This window comes from Amycolatopsis oliviviridis (genome assembly GCF_014654365.1).
Classification (GTDB): Bacteria; Actinomycetota; Actinomycetes; order Mycobacteriales; family Pseudonocardiaceae; genus Amycolatopsis; species Amycolatopsis oliviviridis.
Map to the genome: position 1 here is coordinate 43,226 of NZ_BNAY01000003.1, position 19,128 is coordinate 62,353.

The 19,128-nt window shown below is 67.2% G+C and carries 14 protein-coding genes and 2 tRNA genes; 3 read left to right on the top strand and 13 right to left on the bottom strand.

The features are described from left to right. Positions 1–115: 115 nt before the first annotated feature. The 4 genes from IE302_RS13240 to IE302_RS13255 form a co-directional block, all read right to left on the bottom strand. Positions 116–676: an RDD family protein gene (locus IE302_RS13240; protein ID WP_191254829.1), complete on the bottom strand. Its 561-nt coding sequence runs from the start codon at positions 674–676 to the stop codon at positions 116–118. A gap of 110 nt (positions 677–786) precedes the next feature. Next, a complete protein-coding gene (locus IE302_RS13245) occupies positions 787–1,401 on the bottom strand; it encodes an SMI1/KNR4 family protein (RefSeq protein ID WP_191254830.1) in 615 nt (204 codons plus the stop codon). 82 nt (positions 1,402–1,483) lie between these two features. Further along, positions 1,484–1,810 (bottom strand): hypothetical protein, encoded by a 327-nt coding sequence (locus IE302_RS13250; RefSeq protein ID WP_191254831.1) that lies wholly within the window; start codon positions 1,808–1,810, stop codon positions 1,484–1,486. A gap of 160 nt (positions 1,811–1,970) precedes the next feature. Beyond that, positions 1,971–5,006 (bottom strand): tetratricopeptide repeat protein, encoded by a 3,036-nt coding sequence (locus IE302_RS13255; protein ID WP_191254832.1) that lies wholly within the window; start codon positions 5,004–5,006, stop codon positions 1,971–1,973. 216 nt (positions 5,007–5,222) lie between these two features. Between IE302_RS13255 and IE302_RS13260 the strand changes: the two genes are divergently transcribed. Together IE302_RS13260 and IE302_RS13265 are read left to right on the top strand one after the other, a co-directional pair. After that, on the top strand, positions 5,223–5,393 hold the full coding sequence (locus IE302_RS13260) for a hypothetical protein (protein WP_191254833.1): 171 nt from the start codon (positions 5,223–5,225) through the stop codon (positions 5,391–5,393). Between the two features lie 284 nt (positions 5,394–5,677). Continuing rightward, complete coding sequence (locus IE302_RS13265; RefSeq protein WP_191254834.1) at positions 5,678–5,878, top strand: hypothetical protein; 201 nt, start codon at positions 5,678–5,680, stop codon at positions 5,876–5,878. A gap of 292 nt (positions 5,879–6,170) precedes the next feature. Here the strand turns inward: IE302_RS13265 and IE302_RS13270 are convergent. From IE302_RS13270 to IE302_RS13280, 3 genes are all read right to left on the bottom strand, one after another. Next, positions 6,171–6,243 (bottom strand) — tRNA-Glu (locus IE302_RS13270). A 132-nt stretch (positions 6,244–6,375) separates the two neighbouring features. Further along, positions 6,376–6,447 (bottom strand) — tRNA-Gln (locus IE302_RS13275). 51 nt (positions 6,448–6,498) lie between these two features. Continuing rightward, on the bottom strand, positions 6,499–7,233 hold the full coding sequence (locus IE302_RS13280; protein WP_191255585.1) for an HAD family hydrolase: 735 nt from the start codon (positions 7,231–7,233) through the stop codon (positions 6,499–6,501). Positions 7,234–7,787: 554 nt separating this feature from the next. On the opposite strand from IE302_RS13280, the gene IE302_RS13285 reads away from it, so the two are divergent. After that, the gene (locus IE302_RS13285) at positions 7,788–9,026 is read left to right on the top strand and encodes an FAD-dependent oxidoreductase (RefSeq protein WP_191254835.1); all 1,239 of its coding nucleotides are present in this window, start codon (positions 7,788–7,790) and stop codon (positions 9,024–9,026) included. 70 nt (positions 9,027–9,096) lie between these two features. Here the strand turns inward: IE302_RS13285 and IE302_RS13290 are convergent, their stop codons facing one another. The 6 genes from IE302_RS13290 to IE302_RS13315 form a co-directional block, all read right to left on the bottom strand. Next, positions 9,097–9,870, bottom strand: a complete 774-nt coding sequence (locus tag IE302_RS13290) for a fumarylacetoacetate hydrolase family protein (RefSeq protein ID WP_191254836.1) — start codon at positions 9,868–9,870, stop codon at positions 9,097–9,099. 19 nt (positions 9,871–9,889) lie between these two features. Next, the gene (gene cimA, locus IE302_RS13295; RefSeq protein ID WP_191254837.1) at positions 9,890–11,515 is read right to left on the bottom strand and encodes a citramalate synthase; all 1,626 of its coding nucleotides are present in this window, start codon (positions 11,513–11,515) and stop codon (positions 9,890–9,892) included. A gap of 279 nt (positions 11,516–11,794) precedes the next feature. After that, a complete protein-coding gene (locus tag IE302_RS13300) occupies positions 11,795–12,838 on the bottom strand; it encodes a 3-isopropylmalate dehydrogenase (protein ID WP_191254838.1) in 1,044 nt (347 codons plus the stop codon). Positions 12,839–13,074: 236 nt separating this feature from the next. Next, on the bottom strand, positions 13,075–16,479 hold the full coding sequence (locus IE302_RS13305) for a S8 family serine peptidase (protein ID WP_191254839.1): 3,405 nt from the start codon (positions 16,477–16,479) through the stop codon (positions 13,075–13,077). A gap of 294 nt (positions 16,480–16,773) precedes the next feature. After that, complete coding sequence (gene serA, locus IE302_RS13310; protein ID WP_191254840.1) at positions 16,774–18,372, bottom strand: phosphoglycerate dehydrogenase; 1,599 nt, start codon at positions 18,370–18,372, stop codon at positions 16,774–16,776. Positions 18,373–18,473: 101 nt separating this feature from the next. Next, on the bottom strand, positions 18,474–19,040 hold the full coding sequence (locus IE302_RS13315) for a TetR/AcrR family transcriptional regulator (protein WP_191254841.1): 567 nt from the start codon (positions 19,038–19,040) through the stop codon (positions 18,474–18,476). Between the last annotated feature and the right edge of the window lie 88 nt (positions 19,041–19,128).

Consider the following 19,128-nt stretch of genomic DNA (forward strand, 5'->3'; position numbering starts at 1 on the left):
AACGGCTTGCGGTGGGATCGGCGTGTTTTCACTGGCAGGCCCCACGATGTCCGGCGACGCGGCGAAAGCACGGACGAGCGCCTCCATCACCGCTAGCAGCCACGCTTGCTTCGTGTCACCGATCGATACCCGCCGCACGAAGCCGTCGGGTGGCGCCGACGTCCACGCTGACCCTGGCCTGCGAACCACCCGGCGCGGTGCCGCCCCCGGTGAACGCGGCCGCGAGCACGGCGAGGAGGAGCAGCGGCATCAGCACCGTCCTGACCAGCATCGCCCAGGCCGCTCTCTTGCCGATCCGGCCGCCGTCCGCGATCCGCACGAGCCTGGTACCGGCGACAACCGCGCCGAGCGCGCGACCGTTCCCGTAGCAAACGCCGTACAGCGACGGCACCACGAAGAACATCGCCAGCATGGCGAGGGTGAGCACCCCGTCGTCGAGATTCGCCGAACGATCCACGACCGCCATGATGACGACGCCGACTCCCACGCCGAACAGGAAGACGACGAAATCGACCAGCCAGGCCACGAACTGTCTCCCGGCGCCGGCCTCCACATAGGACGTACCGTCGCGGAAGACCGTCACCCGCTTGGCGGCCCGAGGTCCCAGCACCTGCTCCGCCCGGTCCTTGAGGCCGCCCCGCCTCGGGAGCGGCCGGCTCGGCACCGGGACGGTCATGGTCTTCTCCCCGCATCGCCTACGTTTCCGGCCGAAGCCTTTCCTCTCAACGTATCCGATGCGCGCCACGGGCACTGTGGTCTGTTCGGCCCCTGATCGGACGAACTCCCTTACTGCCACTGGAGTCTTCCCTCGTCGTCGACCGAGGGGTGTTTCTCGCCATAGGGAAGTTCGGCTCGACGCGCGTAGGCGTCGAGCCGTTCGGCGATCTCGGTGAGCATCTCGGTCACGCTTCCCCAGTGGGTCGCGCCGAAGCCGTCCCCGGGCGCCATCTCCACGATCATGCCGTGATCGTCCCCGTCGCGCAGGTCCACGCACAGGCTGGAGCCGGTGATGTCGCGGCAGATGGGGACCAGCGCGGTGCAGAACGGGCCTCCGTCGTCGCCCGCCCGGTTCCGGTGTGCCCGGTCCGGGCCGCAGCAGGTCGGGTCCGGGGCGGTGGACTCCAGAAGCCGTTGGTACTCCTCGTGAGCTCTCCGCACGGCGAGGGGCACGTAGCCGTTCGGCACCAGGTTCCCGGCCCGTTGGTCGTACCGGTCGACGATGCCGTCCATGAGCGCCCACCAGCCGAGGAGATCTTCCGGCAACGGGAGCCCGACGAGGCGTTGAAGATCTTGGACATCCTCCGCGGGGCCGGGAGGACGGAGCTCGCGAGCGGTGGCCGGGGCGTGTTCCCGCAGCAGGTCCACGACGCGCTGCCATATCTCGTTCACCGGTGCGGTCACGAATGCCCAGCCTCTCGCCGAGGTGAGGTGTGCCCGGGCGAACCGGGCACACCTCACCGGTCAGAAATCCACCGTGCCGATTCTAGGGTGTGATCGGAACCCAGAAGCGTTCCTGATCATTCGGGTCCAGGATCTTGTTCCACGGCGGGATCAGGCGATCCACGTCGAGGATCCGATGGGTCTGGTAGAAGGAATGCAAGCGATTCCCGGCTTCCGAATTGTGCTGCCTGTTCACCCAGCGCACCGCGAATTCGTCCCGGTACTTGTTCGGGTCGGCGATCCCGCCCGGGTCGCGCCACCCGTTCGATCGAGCACGATGTCGTGTCCCTTGGCCCTTGCCGCCCGGTGCAGCGAGTCGGCATGCGACGGCGAGCCGCCGAGCAGCCTCTTGCCCGCCTTCGGGGGCCACGAGCCGTCCCGCACCGACGTCGAGGGCACGGCGCAGGCCACCGCTGGTCGCGCGGAAGCCACGGCCGAATTACCGTCATGACAACGAGAAATGTTGCCGCAGTTGGCTCGAGTGTAGGCACCCGCCTTGAAGTAGGCGCCTGAGAGCTTCTTGGAGATGGTCAGTCCATCTTCTCTTCCAGGCTCATCCTAAGCTCCCGAAGAGCAGCGGCCGCGTCAGCTGCAGCCGGCTCAGTTCCGGACTCCGCCGCTAAACGCCATGCTTCCGCGGCGCCTTCGATATCATCGAGAGCGTTAAGTACTTTACCCAGAAACAAGGCCGCTATCGGCCACAGCTTGGAATGTCGGTTGACCACTACCTCGCGGAACGCGACCACTGCGTTTCGGTACCGCGCGAACCAGTAGTGCAGTAATCCCATGTGAAACGCGGCTTCCACCCGATACTCGGGATGTCCCGAGTTGTACGCGGCTTCCAAGTGACGCATGGAGAGTCCTGGCTGGTTCAGTATCCCGTACAGTTGCCCCAGCGAGGACTGTGCCGCCGGGCTGAAGTCGGAATGCCCGGCGGCGATGGCCATCTGATAAGCCTGAATCGCGCCATCGTAATCTTCGCACACTTCCAGAAAGCACCCTAGGATCCATGAAGCCCTCGGCGCCACGTCTGCATGTTCCGATTCGCTCGCCACACGCAACAATGACAGGGCCTCGTCGGTCGGACCGTGCTGCCGGTGAATCGAGACGCCTAGTTCTATCAGCGCCAAAGGAGACCATTCCGGGGATCCCGCCTCGATCGCCTGCCGGTAAAAGCCATCGACCACGGCTACATCGGCGTCCTGGGCCTCGAGGATCTGCGCACTCAGAAGCGCGGCATGAGCCCGGCGATCCGGATCACCGTCCGCGAGGACCTGTTCGAGCTGTGCAATCGCCCCGGCCGAATCGCCGGTTTCCTGGCGCAGCAGCGCTATGTTGAACCGAGCCCGAGGCGCCAGTTCCTCGTCGCCGGCCTCCACGATCGTCATCCAGGCGCGTTCCGCTCCGGCAAAATCACCGTCCTCATGCAGGAGTTTCCCCAGCTCGAAGGCTGCCTCGATCGAGTAGCGTCCGTCACCACAGCGGACACACTGGTCCAACGCGGTGGCGGCGTCCTCCCGCGCGCCGAAAATGAGTGCTGTGTAGCCCCTGTCGAACAGGACCTCCGCATGAGTTGTTTCACCGGGCTCAGTCCGTTCAGCTGTCTCGGCCAGCTGCAGTCGCTTAGCGACGTAGCTCATGAGCTCGCGTTTGATCTCACGTTGAGCCTCCGTTTCCAGTGGGGTTTCGTCCGCGACCGCAGCGACCTCGGCCAAGCTCTCGGCTGTCGGACGCAACAGGAGAAGCAACATCGAGACGTGCTGTCGCATGGCGGGCTTCTCCCCCGAGAAGTCACGATCAAGGGCGGCCAGCGCCTTTTCCTTCTCGCCCTTCAGCGCGTAATGGGAACCCAGAGCCAGATAGGCTGCCAGGGAACTCCACTCGTCACGCTCGGCGGAATCGGTCCACCAGCGGACAGCCTTGTCGGTGTCGCCGCCCGCAGCAGCGAGATTGCCCAGCTCGTAGGCCGCATAGCAGGCCTCGGATGCGAGCGTGTCCCGGGAGGCGGCCCGATACGCAGCCATGAACGCCATCTGCGAAGCTGGACGATCTCCGAGGTCCCTGTACGCGACGCCGGCGAGAATGTGCGCTCGCGCCTCGACATCCGGAACACTCGCCGCCTTTGTGTGGGCTTGCGCGCCATACGCCAGCTGCCCCAGTTGCATCGCCCTGTGGCCTATCCCTCCGCACTCCCCGGGTGTCGCGAAGTCGATCAGCTCCGCCCACAGGACGTCGGGAATCGCCCGTTTCGGCTCCGCGCCGTCCACCAAGGTCCGAACGACGCTCCAGAGCCGATCGCCGTTCTTGAGGTGTGGAGACACTACGAACATCGCCTCCGCCTCCGAACCGACGCCCTGAGCCCAGGCGATACCCGATTCGAAAAGTTCGTCCGTCACAGCGAAGTTCCTGACGTCGGCGAGATAGTGCGGGAACACTCGCCGCAGCTCACCGTCGGAAACCGGACGCTCCAGTCCCGCACGGCGGTAGTCGATGGCGGCCCGCACAAGCGCCATGCCCGCGGGGCTGCTCGAACGCGCGGTGTTCAGGCGAAGGATCATCATCTCCGGGTCTGCGGGATCCTGGATCTCGCCGGCGTCGAACGATTCCGTGCCGAGCGAGGCATTGAGCATCACCTCCTCGATGATCTCCGGCTCATACGGCAGATGCAGGAGATACGTACTCCGCAGCGCGGCCCGTGCGATGGGCATCCAGTCTCGGGGGCCCTCGATGATGGTCGCGCAGTCGTCGGCAGCGATCGTCGCCACGATGAACGCCGTGCCGGCAAGACGTTCGAGCATCTCGCCGGTGAGGCGGTCCAGGTCCGCGGCGGTCATGCCGTCCACCCAGATCAGCGTCGGCCCGTTCGTGATCGTAGGCAGATCGGCGGCTTGAGCGAGGGCGGCTAACGCGTTTCGGTCCTGTGGCACGAGCACCTTGGTGCTGGGATCAAGAACCCTGACCACCGCAGCCCAGGCGGACGTGGATTTGCCCGCGCCGTCGTCGCCGTACACCAACACGAATGGGTATGGCGCCGACTCCGAGGCGAGAGCTTCGCTCAGCTCCTCATCGAAGTCGGGCCGAGGCAAGTACACGCCACCCGAGGGCTCCGGTCTGCCCTCCCAAGCCATTGTCAGCTCGTCCAGCGTAGGAAACGGTGGATGCCGGAGCTCGTCTGTCGGAAGCACCGAGAACGCCGTCAACAGCGCCGCCTGCCGAGCGGCCCGATCGGCTACCGCCTTTTCCATCGCCTCGACGAGGAGCTCGTGATTTCGCCGCCACTCCCCCAGGTCCGCCACCCGCGGATCCAGGTTCAGCCGGTTTTGACGAGCGTAGGCGAGCATCGCCGTGACAACGTCGGAGACGAGGTCCCACCTCGGAGCGTTCTTGCCACTGCCTGCGAAAAGCGCGCTCAGCGTCGCTGAGGACGGCTTCCTGTCGGTCAGTTTCTTGATCTCGCTGAACGACGGCCCACCAGCGTGCCGTTTGAGGGCGCGAAGACTCTCCGAGAACCGCCTTAGTGACCAAGGACCGTCTACGCCACCCTGTGTGCCCATTCCCTCACCCATGGCCGCCAGGGTAGTGCGGACGGCAGGTCATGCGTTCGGATTCGTTCGGCACAGGCCCGCTTTCGCCGCCCGAACCACACTAAATGCGCAGGTCAGCGGCATCCAATCGAAAGGGTGTGCGATCTTGTTCGGATTCAGCCACCACGCGTCCCAGGCCGGGCACCTTCGTTCTTGGGCCGCGACAAAGACGCGGCCGGCGAAACGAACGGAGGCCCCATGGAACTCTTCGATGCCAAAGCTGCGCTTGTCCTGGTCATGATGCTTGTTGTCGCTGCGATTACCGCTGGACTGACGATCGCGACCGGCCTCACCTGGCCCGCCGCACTGCTGGCAGGCGGAGGCAGCGCGATGGGCGTGCTCGCCACCGTGCCCGCGCTTCTGAAGTAGCAACCGGCCCGGGGAGCGGGACCTCCGCTCCCCGGCTCAGCTCATCCGGCGGCACGGGGCGACCACGATGAAACCGGCAATCTTGAGCGGGTCCCGTGTGGGTGAAGTCGATCGCCGAGCACGAGGTCCTCATCGGCAAGCCTCCGTACGGCTACAACCCCATCGCGGACCGGCTCAACGCCGACCTCCAGCGCTAACCACCGCAGAGCGACCACGTCCGAACACGAGCCCTTCAAGGAGGCTGGGCACTGAGGCCCGGTTCACGAGGCCTGATCTCCAAATGGATGCTCGACGAACTCAACAGCCGTCGCGCGGGCAAACGAGAGTCTCGTGCGGACGGTCAGCTGAACATCAACCCGAGCGCCGAACGTTCCTACTTCTTCCGCGGCACGATCTTCCACAGCTGCGGGCGGCGCATGGCCGGTGACACGAAGCAACAGGATTCTCTACTACCTGTACCGACCGGCACGAACAATCGCGGGTGACACCGGACCCCACGCAGGACTTCCGGTAGCGATCCGGCTCCGTGAAGACGAACTGCTCGCTGCCGTCTCAGTTTTTACACCGATCGCCTCTTCAGTCCGGCGCGGCGCGGCATCATCGAAGCCGAGCTGACCACAGTGGACGACAGCGCCGCCCAGGAACATCAGGCCGAACGGAAACTGCCGGTCGGCCAGGTACCGGAAACCGCTGTTGCCGCAGAAAGGATCACCGACGCCATGCCAGCTCCTGAAATAGCAAAAAGCGCCGATCAAAATGATCGGCGCTTTTTGCGAGTACCCCCGATGGGATTCGAACCCACGCTACCGGCGTGAGAGGCCGGCGTCCTAGGCCGCTAGACGACGGGGGCTAGGAACTTCCTCCTGCGAGAGGAGGTTTTTCAGTTGTTCGCCTGCTGTGTTGCTGTGGAGAAACTTACCAGACCGGGTTTCCCGCCTTCTCAGGGGGGTCACTCTGTGTTTCACTCCGGAGAGTTCTCCAGCTGGGGTACCAGGACTCGAACCTAGACTAACTGGACCAGAACCAGTCGTGCTGCCAATTACACCATACCCCAGTGAAGTGCCGTTCCGATCTTGACCGGCTCAGCACCGCACGAGAAGAAATACTAGAGCACGCTGTTCCGCACCGTGAAAGCGGGGGTCTCCGTAGCGCGCTGGGCCGGGACGCCGAGCTTCGCGAACTCGGAAACCAGCAGCTCAGGGAGCTCGTCGAGGCCGGAGATCGTGTGCACGCCCGCCGGGGCGCGCTCGGCGATGCCGTCCCGGTCGAGCCAGACGGCGCCCAGGCCGGCGTCGCGGGCGCCGATGGCGTCGGTGTCGAGTTTGTCGCCGACGTGGACGGCCTGCGCCGGGTCGCAGCCGAGGCCGAGGCAGACCGAGTGGAACATCGCCGGGTCCGGTTTGGCTACTCCGAGTTCACCGGCGATGGCCACGTGGTCGAAGAAGCGGGCGAGGCCGAGGTCGGCGATCTTCTTGCGCTGATGCGTGCCCGAGGCGTTCGTGACGGCCGCGACGAGGACGCCAGCGGCTCGCAACCATTCCAGACACGGGAGGACATCTTCAAACAATTGCCACGAACGGGTGAGGATTTCACGACGGCGTCTTTCGAAGCCGCTGACCTGCTCTTCGTCGGCGAAAATGCCGATCTCGGCGAGGAAGCATTCAGTACGCTTGTGATGCATGGTCGCGTAATCGATTTCACCCGCGACCACCAGCGCGACATGCTCTTCGGTGATGAGATCCCACAGCGGCCAAAGGTCGTTCTGGCCGGTGAGCGCGCGAAGGCTGAGCCGTATCGCGGCCGTGCAGTCGATCAGTGTGTCATCGATGTCGAGGCACACCAACCGTAACTCCGGGGGCTCCCAGGGGGCTCCATCCGGAGCGTCCGGCGTGGTTCGTGACGAGGTCCGGGGCACGAGAGCGAAATCCACCAAGTGAGGCTAGGGCACCCAGCGCGATCGCGACTCTGCCGATGAGGTGATAAAGGCTGCTCTGTTCCGGCGCGGGCACTCTACTCCCAGTTGGTGAGATGACGTTTTTTAGTTACCGGACAACAGGTAACGCGACCAGTCGGGTGAAATGCCGATACCCGGCCCGCTGCCCGGTCCAGAGTGCACACACGCAGTGACGACACCGGAAATCCTTGCGTGGCTTGAAGTACGGACCGTCCACAACGGCATTTCCGCGATCGCCGTCCATCGAGGACAGCTCCCGCGCCTCGGAGTCCTTTTCGGACAGTCGTCTCGATCGCCGGCAAGAGCACGCGAACCGGTGAGACCCGGGTCATAGCCCGATCAGCGTATCCGCCCGGATGGCGCTTGACGCGCCGGTCGGGCGGGTGCATCCTGACCTTATTCAACAAGTGATGAATAAGGGTTTCGAAGGGGTGGGACGGATGAACGAACGCACGAACTGCGTGGTCGTCGGCGGTGGCCCCGCGGGCATGGTCGCCGGGTTGCTGCTGGCCAGGGCCGGGGGCGAGGTCACGGTGCTGGAGAAGCACAAGGACTTCCTGCGGGACTTCCGCGGCGACACCGTGCACCCGTCGACGTTGACGTTGCTCGACGAGCTGGGCCTCGGCGAGAAATTCCTCAGCCTGCCGCACAGCGAGATCTCCTACGCGGGCTTCCCCGCCGAGGACGGCACGATGATGCGCCTGGCCGACCTGACCAGGCTGAAGGTCGCGCATCCGTTCATCGCGATGGTCCCGCAGTGGGACTTCCTGGACCTGCTCGCCGACGCCGGCGCGAAGGAACCCACGTTCACGCTGCGGCAGAGCACCGAGATGACCGGGCTGATCCTGGAGAAGGGCCGGGTGGGCGGGGTCCGCTACCGCACCGGCGACGGCACCACCGGCGAACTACGCGCCGACCTGGTGATCGCCGCCGACGGCCGCTGGTCGCTGGCCCGGCGCGAGGCCGGGCTGATCCCGAAGGAGTACGACACCCCGTTCGACGCGTGGTGGTTCCGGATCTCGCGCGACGACGGCGAGTACGAGGGCAGGCTGACCCCGAAGATGCGGAACCGCCGGTTCGCCGTGCCGCTGCCGCGCAAGGGCTACTTCCAGGTCGCCTACCTCGGCCCGAAGGGCGAGGACCTGCGGACCAAGGGCATCGAATGGTTCCGGGAGAACGTCGCCGACGTCTGCCCCGAGTTCGCCGATCGCGTGGACGAGCTCAAGACGACCGACGACATCAAGTTCCTCGACGTCAAGATGAACCTGCTGCGGACGTGGCACCTCGACGGGCTGCTGTGCATCGGTGACGCGGCGCACGCGATGTCACCGGTCGGCGGGGTCGGCATCAACCTCGCGGTGCAGGACGCGGTCGCGGCCGCCACCCTGCTCGCCGAGCCGCTGCGCCGGGGCAGGCCTTCGGGGTCGGACCTGGCGAAGGTCCGCAAGCGCCGTCTCGCGCCCACGATGATGGTGCAGGGGCTGCAACGGCTGTTGCACAAGAACATCATGCGGCCGGTCATGGAGGGCAAGCGCAACGGGCCGCCCGCGGTGATGGTGAAGCTGTTCAGCCGCTTCCCCGTGCTGTCCTACGTCCCGGCGCGGCTGCTGGGGCTGGGGCTGCGGCCCGAGCACGCCCCGGCCTTCGCGCGGCGGGCGATGGAGCCGGCCGACGGCTGACGGCCCCCGAACGCTATGAAAGGTCCTTTCCTTGCAAATTTTGCAAGGAAAGGACCTTTCATAGCACGCTCTAGACGTCCTGGACCGGATTGGTCAGGGTGCCGATGCCTTCGATGGTGATCGACACGGACTGGCCGTCCTCGATCGGGCCGACGCCCTCGGGCGTGCCGGTCAGGATGACGTCGCCGGGCAGCAGGGTCATCACACCGGACACGAACTCGACCAGCTCGGGAATCTTGTGCACCAGGTCCGACGTCCGGCCGTCCTGTTTGAGCACACCGTCCACCTCGGACTTGAGCGCGAGGTCGGCCGCGTCGAGCGAGGTCTCGATCCACGGGCCGAGCGGGCAGAAGGTGTCGAATCCCTTCGCCCGGCCCCACTGGCCGTCGGACTTCTGGAGGTCACGGGCGCTGACGTCGTTCGCCACGGTGTAGCCGAGGATCGCGCTCGCCGCGCGGGCGGCGGGCACGTTCTTCACCGGCTGGCCGATGACGATCGCCAGTTCACCCTCGAAGTCGACCCGGCCGACGCCGCTCGGACGGCGGATGGGCACGTTCGGGCCGATCACCGTGGTCGACGGCTTGATGAACAGCATCGGGTCCGACGGCACCTCGTTGCCGAACTCGGCCGCGTGCTTGGCGTAGTTCCGGCCGACCGCGATCACCTTCGACGGCAGGATCGGCGCGAGCAGCCGGACGTCGGCGAGCGGCCAGCGTTTGCCGGTGAAGTTGGGTTTGTTGCCGAAGGGGTGCTCGGCGATTTCCAGTACCTGGGCGTCGTCGCCGTCCCCTTCGATCGAAGCGAACGCGACACCACCGGGATGAGCAATTCGGGCTAGACGCACTCCCCCACTGTACGACTCCTCACGCCGGGCCCTCGCTGAGGGACTTGTGCACGAGCGCGTCGCACAGCGCGAGCCAGCTCGCTTCGACGATGTTGCCGTGCACGCCGACGGTGGTCCATCCCCGCTCGCCGTCGCTGGTCTCGACGAGCACGCGGGTGACGGCGTCGGTGCCCGGATGACCGGGCAGGATCCGCACCTTGTAGTCGGCCAGCTCGACACTGTCCAACCAGGACAGATGCGGGCTGAGCGCCTCGCGCAGCGCGGCGTCGAGCGCGTGCACGGGGCCGTTGCCCTCGGCGGTCGCGATCACGCGCTGCCCGGCGACGTGCACCTTGACCGTCGCTTCGGAGACGACCTCGCCGTCGGAACGGTGGTCGAGGACGACCCGGTACGACTCGAGTTCGAACGGCGGTTCGTCGAGGACGTCGCTCTGCGGGCCGTCGACCTCCCGCCGCAGCAGCAGTTCCAGTGAAGCGTCCGCGGCCTCGAAGGACCAGCCTTCGGATTCGAGCCGCTTCACCTTGCGGACGGCGCTCGTCAGCGCCTCGGGCTGGCCGGCAAGGTCGACCCCGAGCTCACGTCCCTTGAGCTCCAGGCTGGCCCTGCCGGCCATCTCGGTGACCAGTACCCGCATGTCATTGCCGACGAAAGCTGGATCGATGTGGTTGTACAGCAACGGATCCACCTTGATCGCGCTCGCGTGCAGTCCCGCCTTGTGGGCGAAGGCCGACGCCCCTACGTAAGCCTGGTGGGTGTAGGGGGCGAGGTTGGCGATTTCGGCAAGGGCATGGGAGACCCGGGTGAGCTCGGCGGCGCCTCCGGTCGGGAGGACCTCCAGTCCGAGCTTGGTCACGAGATTCCCTGTCACGGCGAACAGATCGGCGTTACCCGCCCGTTCGCCGTAACCATTGGCGGTGCACTGGACGTGCGTCACGCCGGCCTGCACGGCGGCGACGGAATTCGCCACCGCGCAGGAAGTGTCGTCCTGACAATGGATTCCGAGCCGGAATCCGGTCCTTTCCTTGACCTCGCGGACGGTTTCCGCGAGACCGAGCGGCAGCTGGCCGCCGTTGGTGTCGCACAGCACCGCGACGTCGGCACCGGCGTTCACTCCCGCGTCGAGCACCTTCAGCGCGGTGTCCGGGGAGAACGCGTAGCCGTCGAAAAAGTGTTCCGCGTCAAGGAAGACGCGACGTCCCTCGCCGACGAGGAACGCGACGGTGTCCCGCACCATCTCGCACGCTTCGTCGACGTCGACCCGCAGCGCGCGCTCGATGTGACGCAGATCCGATTTGGCCACCAGCGTGATCACCGGGGCCTGAGAGTCGAGCAGGGCCCGCACCTGCTGGTCCTGCTCCGCTTTGGCTCCGGCCTTCCTCGTCGCGCCGAAGGCGACGAGGGCAGCGTGGTTCAGTTTCAATTCGCCCGAAGCGGCTCGGGCGAAGAATTCCGTGTCCTTGGGCAGCGCGCCCGGCCATCCGCCTTCGATGAAGCCGACCCCGAGATCGTCGAGCAGCCTCGCCACCGCCAGTTTGTCCGCGACGGAGTAGGAGATGCCCTCACGCTGCGCACCGTCTCGCAACGTCGTGTCGTACAGGTGGAAGGCGTCGCCGAGCGGAGTATCGGCGGGCTCCTTGCGGGTCACTGGGGACTCCTCATGGTGGTGGCAAAACGTGTTCAGGCAACAAAAAAACCTCCCGCATGGGTGCGAGAGGTTGCGCGCCGGGGGCTCTTGTGGAGCTGTTATCCGGCGCGCTCGGCGATAATGATGGTGCAGGAGGTCACGGACGCATCATGGCACACGCCCTCACCGGACGTCCACAAGCCGGGCGATACTTCCCACGTTCCGGGAAGCCTGGGATGCAATGAAGGGGCCTTTCATAGCAAATTTTGCTATGAAAGGCCCCTTCATTGCGCCAAGGACCTACTGAGTGACCGGGCGCACGTTCGACGAGACGAGCGCCGCCAGCCGGTCACCGATCGCGTGTGTCGCACCGGGCGACGCCTGGTCGCGGGTCGCGAGGTCGAAGGCCACCGAGGCCTCGATCCGCCGCGCCGCTTCCTTCTGTCCCAAGTGGTCCAGCAGCAGCGAGACCGACAGCACCGCGGCGGTCGGGTCGGCGAGACCCTGGCCCGCGATGTCTGGCGCGCTGCCGTGCACCGGCTCGAACATGCTCGGGTTCCGCCGCGTGATGTCGAGGTTCCCGCTCGCCGCCAGCCCGATGCCGCCGGTCACCGCCGCCGAGAGGTCGGTGACGATGTCGCCGAACAGGTTGTCGGTCACGATGACGTCGAACCGGGACGGGTCGGTCACCAGGTGGATCATCGCCGCGTCCACATGGGAATACGCGACGGTCACCTCCGGGTGCTCCAGCGAGACCTCTTCGACGATCCGCGACCACAGCGAGCCCGCGTACTCCAGCACGTTCGTCTTGTGCAGGAGCGTCAGGTGCTTGCGCGGCCGCGCCTCGGCACGGTTGAACGCGTCGGTCACCACCCGCCGGACGCCGAACGCCGTGTTGACGCTGACCTCCGTCGCGATCTCGTGGTCGGTGTCCTTGCGCAGCAGGCCACCGTTGCCGGCGTAGGGGCCTTCGGTGCCCTCACGTACGACGACCATGTCGATCTCGCCGCCCTCGGCGAGCGGGCCGCGCACCCCCGGGTACAACCGGGCGGGGCGCAGGTTCACATGGTGGTCGAGCTCGAACCGGAGACGCAGCAGCAGGCCACGCTCCAGAATGCCGCTCGGCACCGTCGGGTCGCCCACCGCGCCCAGCAGGATCGCGTCGTGCTGACGGAGTTCACCGAGTACCGACTCCGGGAGCAGCTCACCGGTGGAGTGCCACCGGGCGGCGCCGAGGTCGTAGTTCGTGATCTCCGCCGTCGGTACGACCTCACCGAGCACTTTGAGCGCCTCGGAGACCACTTCGGGCCCGATCCCGTCTCCTGGGATCACCGCGAGCCGCATCCACACACCTCCGTAGACCAGGCCACCGGCAGTCCGGATGGCCCATCCGCAAGAAAACGCCAGCAGCGGAAGGTTACCGGCTGTAGCCCGGTAGCCGTAGCCGCACCACCCTTATGCCGGAGCCTCCCACAGAGCGAGACAGCCAAAAGAGTGAATACAAGAAGGGACGCCCTGGCGGAAAGCTTGCCGCCAGGGCGTCCCTCACCTCATCGAACGCGGGTTATCGCACTATCGCGTCAGCCCACACCGATCGGCTGACGGCCGGTGTGCCTGCCGCCGTTGCCCGGCCGGTCGGCACCGGCGTTGCCGTTGCCGTTGTTCGCCTGGATCTTCACCACGTTCGCCCGGTTGCCCGAGGCGTTGTGGTGATCGATCGCCAGCAGGCCCAGGACGGTGTCCTGCGCCGCGGTGTTGCGGTTGACCACCAGCGCCGTGCCCGGCTTCGCGACGTAGCCCAGCGCGGCGTCGCCGCCACCCTGGACCGTGTACGCGGGAGCCAAGGCATCGAACGAGAGCGGCGTGCCGACGTAGTCGATCGTCGACGAGTCCGCGCCCGGCGCCGCGTAGAACCCGGAGGTCCCGACCGTGTAGCTGATCTTGTGCGACGCGGCGTTCGGGTCGATGCCCAGCGCGGCGATGCTCACCGGCAGCACGACGACGTTGGTGTCGTACACGTTCGTGTCGACGTCGCCGAGCTGGCCGTTGACCGGCTGGATGTCCACCTGCGGGAAGCCCGGCTTCAGCGCCACCGTGACCGCGACCAGGACGTCGGTCGCCGTCACCTTGGTGACATAGGTCTCGAAGTCCGGCTGCCCGTCGCCCGTGGTGTCGATGTCCACGAACGGCGAGGTGTTGCTGCCCAGGTTGGCCAGATCGCTCCAGGTGGTGAGACCGAAGGCCAGCAACGCGTTCTCCGGCTCACCCTGCGCCTTGGCCAGCGGGGCCGTCGACGCCGCGCCGACGTAGCGCAGGTCGGCGCCCTTGGCGGTCTGGTTCAGCGTGCAGTCGGTGGTGACGTTGCCGTCGCACTCGGGCAGCTGCGGGGATTCCGCCTGCAGCTCGAGCACGCTGATCAGCGAGCGGTACCGCTGCGAACCGGTGCCCTGGTCCACGCCCTTGCCGGTCAGGTTCAGCACGGCCTGGTTCTGGCCGGCGCCGAAGTTGACGTTGCCCGGGGTGCTGATGGACGAGACGGGCTTCGGCGCGGAGTACACCGAGAGCCGCAGCGGAACGGTCGTGCCGCTCTTCGGGGTGAACGCGATCCGGCCGGAGGCGTCCGCCACGAACTGCCGGGCCAGGCCGACCTGCGTGGTCGCCATGGTCGGGTCGATGACCTTGCGGAGCGCCTTGGGGTCGGCGATCTTCAGGGTCACCTTCACCGTCGCGATACCGCGCGGGCTCAGCTTGACGGTCGGCTTGTCCACTGTGTACTCGACACCGGGAAGCGCGTTCACGGCTTCGTAGCCCACCGAGTACTCGACCGGCTTGATGCCCTTGTTGACCACCTTGACCGTCTTGGTCAGGGTGACCGGGCCGCCCGCTTCGACGACGCCGAAGTTGACCGTGACGGCGCCGGGGTTGTCGACGACGTAGGCCAGGACCTGGTTGTCCAGCGCGGCCTTCGCGTCGATCCGGCCGCTGCCGACGCGCTGCGGCGCGTAGGTGCGGCCCGAGGCGTCGTGGATGTCGTGCCCGGCGGTGTTGATGACCGAGGCCTTGACCTCCTCGACCGACCAGTCCGGGTGCGCCTGACGGATCAGGGCGGTGATACCCGAGGTGTGCGGAGCCGCCATCGAGGTACCGGAGATGACCAGGCGGCCCGTCCCGCTGCCCGCCAGCGCGGACGAGATCGAGTCACCGGGCGCCGAAACGTCCGGTTTGACGGCCGGTCCGCGCCCGCCGCGCGAGGTGAACGAGCTCGGGGTGTCCACAATGGACTGGTCGAAGGTCGGCACGGACACGCGGCCCTTGCCGGTCATGCGGACCTGCAGCGTGCCGGCGGCCAGCGCCGGGCGCAGCGAAGCGGTCGCGCTGCCGGTCAGCTGGAACGTCGGCGTGGCCGCGTTGCCCGCGATACCGGCCGAGAAGTGCTCCAGCGTGGACGAGAACAGCGCGCCCTTGGCACCGGCGGCCTGCGCGTTGTTCGAGCGGGCGCCCGAACCGCAGGCGCGGGTCGCGTCGTTGTCGTCCCATTCGAGCCAGACGATCTTGCCCGCGGCCTTGGCCTTGTCGGCTTCGGAGTACGGGTTGCAGCCCGCCGCGTTGGCCGCGGACAGGGCGACCACCGGCGCGGTGACGTCGAGCGTGTCGTAGGCCGCGTAGTTCTGGCTGAACTGGCCGGTCTTCGCGCCCTTGACCCCGGCGGGGGCCACGGCCTCGACGGCGTCGCGCAGGACGGACGCGTCACGGCTGCTGGCAACGGTCAGCGCCTCGGGCGTGTTGCCCGGCGCGCCGCCGACGTCGTTGAGGTCACCGCCGTTGCCCGCGGAGAACACCGGGACGACGTTGTTCGCGGCGATCTTGCGCACGAACAGCGAGTCCGGGTCGTCCGGGGTGGCGAAGTCGCCGCCCAGCGACAGGTTGACCACGTCGAGGTGGTCGGTGAAGTCGCCGTCGCCGTCCGGGTCGAGCGACCAGTCGAGCGCCTGCGAAGTGACGTTGGTCGAACCGTCGCAGCCGAAGACCTTGATCGCGTACAGCAGGGCCTTGGGCGCGGTGCCCGGGCCGATCTGCATCGCTTCGAGCTTCTTCTTGTTGAGCTTCTTGTAGTCGCCCGTGAACGTCTTGCCCGTTTCGTCCACGCCGAAACCGGCGACCGTGCCCGCGACGTGCGTGCCGTGGTGACCGCACGCGAGCGGGTTGGGGTCCGGCTTCGGGGTCTTGAGGGCCGGGTCGCTGCTGCCCGAGTCGTAGGCGTCGCCGACCAGGTCGATACCGCCGACGACCTTGTCGGTCGGGAAGGCCGGGGTGGCCTGGTCGCGGTTGATCGCCTTGTACGCCTCGACCGTGCCCGGACCGCCGAAGTCGGCGTGGGTGTAGTCGATGCCGTCGTCGATCACGCCGACACGGATGCCGTCGCCGTAGCGGCCGGTCTGCTGCCACGACGCGAGCGTGTTGGTGAGCTGGACCGCGCTGGAGTTCGTGCGGGTCTTCGGCACGACCTTCTTGACCGAGACGACGTCCGGCCGCTTGGCCAGCTCGCGGATCTTCGCCGCGTCGGCCGTGACGACCGCGCCGGCGACCGCGTTGGCGGTCTGGGTGACCAGCTGGGTGCCGGCGTCGGCGGCCTTCAGCTGGCCGACGACGGAGTTCACCGTCGCGGCGGCGTCGGCCTTGGCGTCCTTCGCGGCCTTCTTCGCCTTCTCCTTGCCCGCGCCCTTGTTCTGCTCGGCGTTGAAGGCGTCGACGGCGGGCTGCTTGGCCAGCTCGACGAAGGCGGTGATCTGCCCCTGGGCGGCCTTGAGCTTCGGCTCGACCTTGCCCTGGAACCCGTTACGGTCGATCTTCGCCGGCGTGATGCCGTCCGCGAGGGGGACATCCTGTGCGGCCGCGGTCGCCCCGGTCACGGACGTCGCGAGCAACGCGGCGAAGACCGCGGCCGACGAGCGGATGGCCCATCGGGGTACGCGGGATCTGTTCATGAGTTAATGCCCTCACTCGAGGCCTCGACTCGGAACCTGCCTGCCGCTCGAACACACCCCCGACGGTGAGCCCCGGCGCCGCGCCGTGCCCTTGACGGCGCGATGGTTCGGCCTCGCCGGAAGAACCTATCCGTGTACCAGCCCGACTTCAGTAGGCATTTTTCACCGTTATTGAATCTTGCTCTTCGCAACCCCGTGACTACCGGGGAGAAGTATTCCTGTAACGCCGGTAACGTGTTGCCATATAACGAAAGCCGCGTCCGTGGACGCGGCTTTCGTTATATGGCTTTCAGGTCAGCCGAAGTTGACGGCCCGGATCGTGTGCGCGCCCACGGTCGCGCCGATCGGCTCCAGCAGGTGCGAGTCCACCGAACGGTCCACACGCAACAGCATGACGGCGTCCGCGCCGTCGGTGGTCTGGCTGATCTGCGCGGCCTCGATGTTGATGCCCGCCTCGCCGAGCAGCGTGCCGACGCGGCCCATGATGCCGGGACGGTCCGGGTACTCCAGCAGCAGCACGTTGCCCTCGGCGCGGAGGTCGAAGTGGCGGCCGTTGACCTCGACCAGCTTCTCGACCTCGTCCTTGCCGGTGACCGAGCCGGACACCGAGAGCGTGGTGCCGTCGGCGTGCACCGCGCGGACGGTGACCAGGCTGCGGAACTTGGGGCTTTCGGTCTCGGTGACCAGATCGACCTGGACCCCCAGCTCCTCCGCCACCCGCGGCGCGTTCACGAAGGTGACCTGGTCCTCGACGACGCCGGAGAACACGCCGCGCTCGGCCGCGAGCGGCAGCACGCTGACGTCCTCGGTGGACAGCTCGCCCTTGACCACGACGGTGACCGAGGCCGGCGCCTTCGGGTTCAGCGCGGTCAGCACGGTGCCGAGCTTCTGGGTGAGCGAGAGGTACGGCCGGACGTGCTCGCCGACCGTGCCGCCACCGGCGACGTTCACCGCGTCCGGCACGAAGTCGCCGCGCAGCGCGAGCAGCACGGACTTCGCGACGTCGGTGCCCGCGCGGTCCTGCGCCTCGGCGGTCGACGCGCCCAGGTGCGGGGTGACGACGACGTTCGGCAGGCCGAACAGCGGGCTCTCGGTGGTGGGCTCGGTGACGAAGACGTCGATGCCGGCGCCGCCGACGTGGCCGGAGCTCACCGCGTCCGCCAGCGCCTGCTCGTCGATCAGGCCACCGCGGGCGGCGTTGACGATGATGACGCCCTGCTTGGTCTTCTTGAGCGCCTCGGCGCCGATCAGGCCCTTGGTCTCCGGGGTCTTCGGCAGGTGGATGGAGATCGCGTCGGCGCGCTCCAGCAGCTCGTCCAGCGTGACCAGCTCGATGCCGAGCTGCGCGGCGCGGGCGGCCGAGACGTAGGGGTCGTACGCGACGATCTTGGTGTCGAAGGCGGCGAGCCGCTGCGCGAACAGCTGGCCGATCTTGCCGAGGCCGACCACACCGACGGTCTTGCCCTGGATCTCGACGCCGGAGTAGGCGCTGCGCTTCCACGCGCCGCCCTGGAGGCTCTGGTCGGCGGCCGGGACCCGGCGGGCGACCGCGAGCAGCAGCGCGACGGCGTGCTCGGCGGCGGAGACGATGTTCGACGTCGGCGCGTTGACCACCAGCACACCGCGTTCGGTGGCGGCGGGGACCTCGACGTTGTCCAGCCCGACGCCGGCGCGGGCGACCACCTTGAGCGAGGTGGTGGCGGCGAGGACCTCGGCGTCGACCTTCGTCGCGGACCGCACGAGCAGCGCGTCCGCCGTCTTCACGGCTTCGAGCAGCGCGGGACGGTCGGTGCCGTCCACATGCTGGACCTCGACCTCGTCGGAGAAGACACTCACCACGGAAGGAGCGAGCTTCTCGGCGATGAGGACGACGGGCTTGTTCGGCTTGGTCACGATACGGCTCCCACTATCTGGTCTGTGCCTGCGACTCACTGTTTACGGTCACGCCGTTGTGCCCGGTTGCGCCGCAGTTTAGACCTGGTGACAGGGGATTGTTAACTCGCCCGTAATCCCGCGAAAACGAGATCGACGAGCCGTTCGAGCGCGTTTTCACCCGAAAGGTGTTCACTGGCCCAGGAAAGCGCGTGCAGCAGCACCAGCAGTTCGTCCACTGTGACGTTCGCCCGGAGCGCACCCGCGGCCTTCGCCCGTTCCACCAGATGGGATACACCGTCCCGCATGGCGTGACACGACGCGTACAGCGGCGAGGTCTCGTCGTCGAGGACGTCGACCATCAGCTCAGGCAGACCGCGGTAGCGCGCCGACTCCGTCCCCATCCCGGCGAGCCAGGTCCTCAGCGCGTCGAGCGGCTCCGGCGAGTCCAGGAGTTCGCGAGCCTTCGCGGCCTGGCCGTCGAATCTGTCGCGGAGCACCGTCTCGACCAAGGCCTCCCGCGTCGGGAAGTGCCGGTAGAGCGTACCGATGCCGACCCCGGCCCGGCGGGCGATCTCTTCCAGCGAGGCCTCGACCCCGTGCGCGGCGAAAGCGTGCCTCGCCTCTTCGAGGAGGCGCTCGTAGTTGCGCCGGGCGTCCGCGCGCAGCGGTTTCTTCTCCGTGTCCATCGCGCTCCAGAGCTTAGTCTCGACAAATCGGAGGCACCCTCCGTATAGTCGGGCAGGTAAACGGAGGCTGCCTCATGTTAGCTGGGGA

Coding starts and splice junctions, on each gene's coding strand:
- IE302_RS13265 (WP_191254834.1), top strand. CDS start 5,678: ATGCTCGACGAACTCAACAGCCGTCGCGCGGGCAAACGAGAGTCTCGT.
- IE302_RS13240 (WP_191254829.1), bottom strand. CDS start 676: ATGACCGTCCCGGTGCCGAGCCGGCCGCTCCCGAGGCGGGGCGGCCTC.
- IE302_RS13285 (WP_191254835.1), top strand. CDS start 7,788: ATGAACGAACGCACGAACTGCGTGGTCGTCGGCGGTGGCCCCGCGGGC.
- IE302_RS13305 (WP_191254839.1), bottom strand. CDS start 16,479: ATGAACAGATCCCGCGTACCCCGATGGGCCATCCGCTCGTCGGCCGCG.
- IE302_RS13300 (WP_191254838.1), bottom strand. CDS start 12,838: ATGCGGCTCGCGGTGATCCCAGGAGACGGGATCGGGCCCGAAGTGGTC.
- IE302_RS13315 (WP_191254841.1), bottom strand. CDS start 19,040: ATGGACACGGAGAAGAAACCGCTGCGCGCGGACGCCCGGCGCAACTAC.
- IE302_RS13255 (WP_191254832.1), bottom strand. CDS start 5,006: ATGGGTGAGGGAATGGGCACACAGGGTGGCGTAGACGGTCCTTGGTCA.
- IE302_RS13260 (WP_191254833.1), top strand. CDS start 5,223: ATGGAACTCTTCGATGCCAAAGCTGCGCTTGTCCTGGTCATGATGCTT.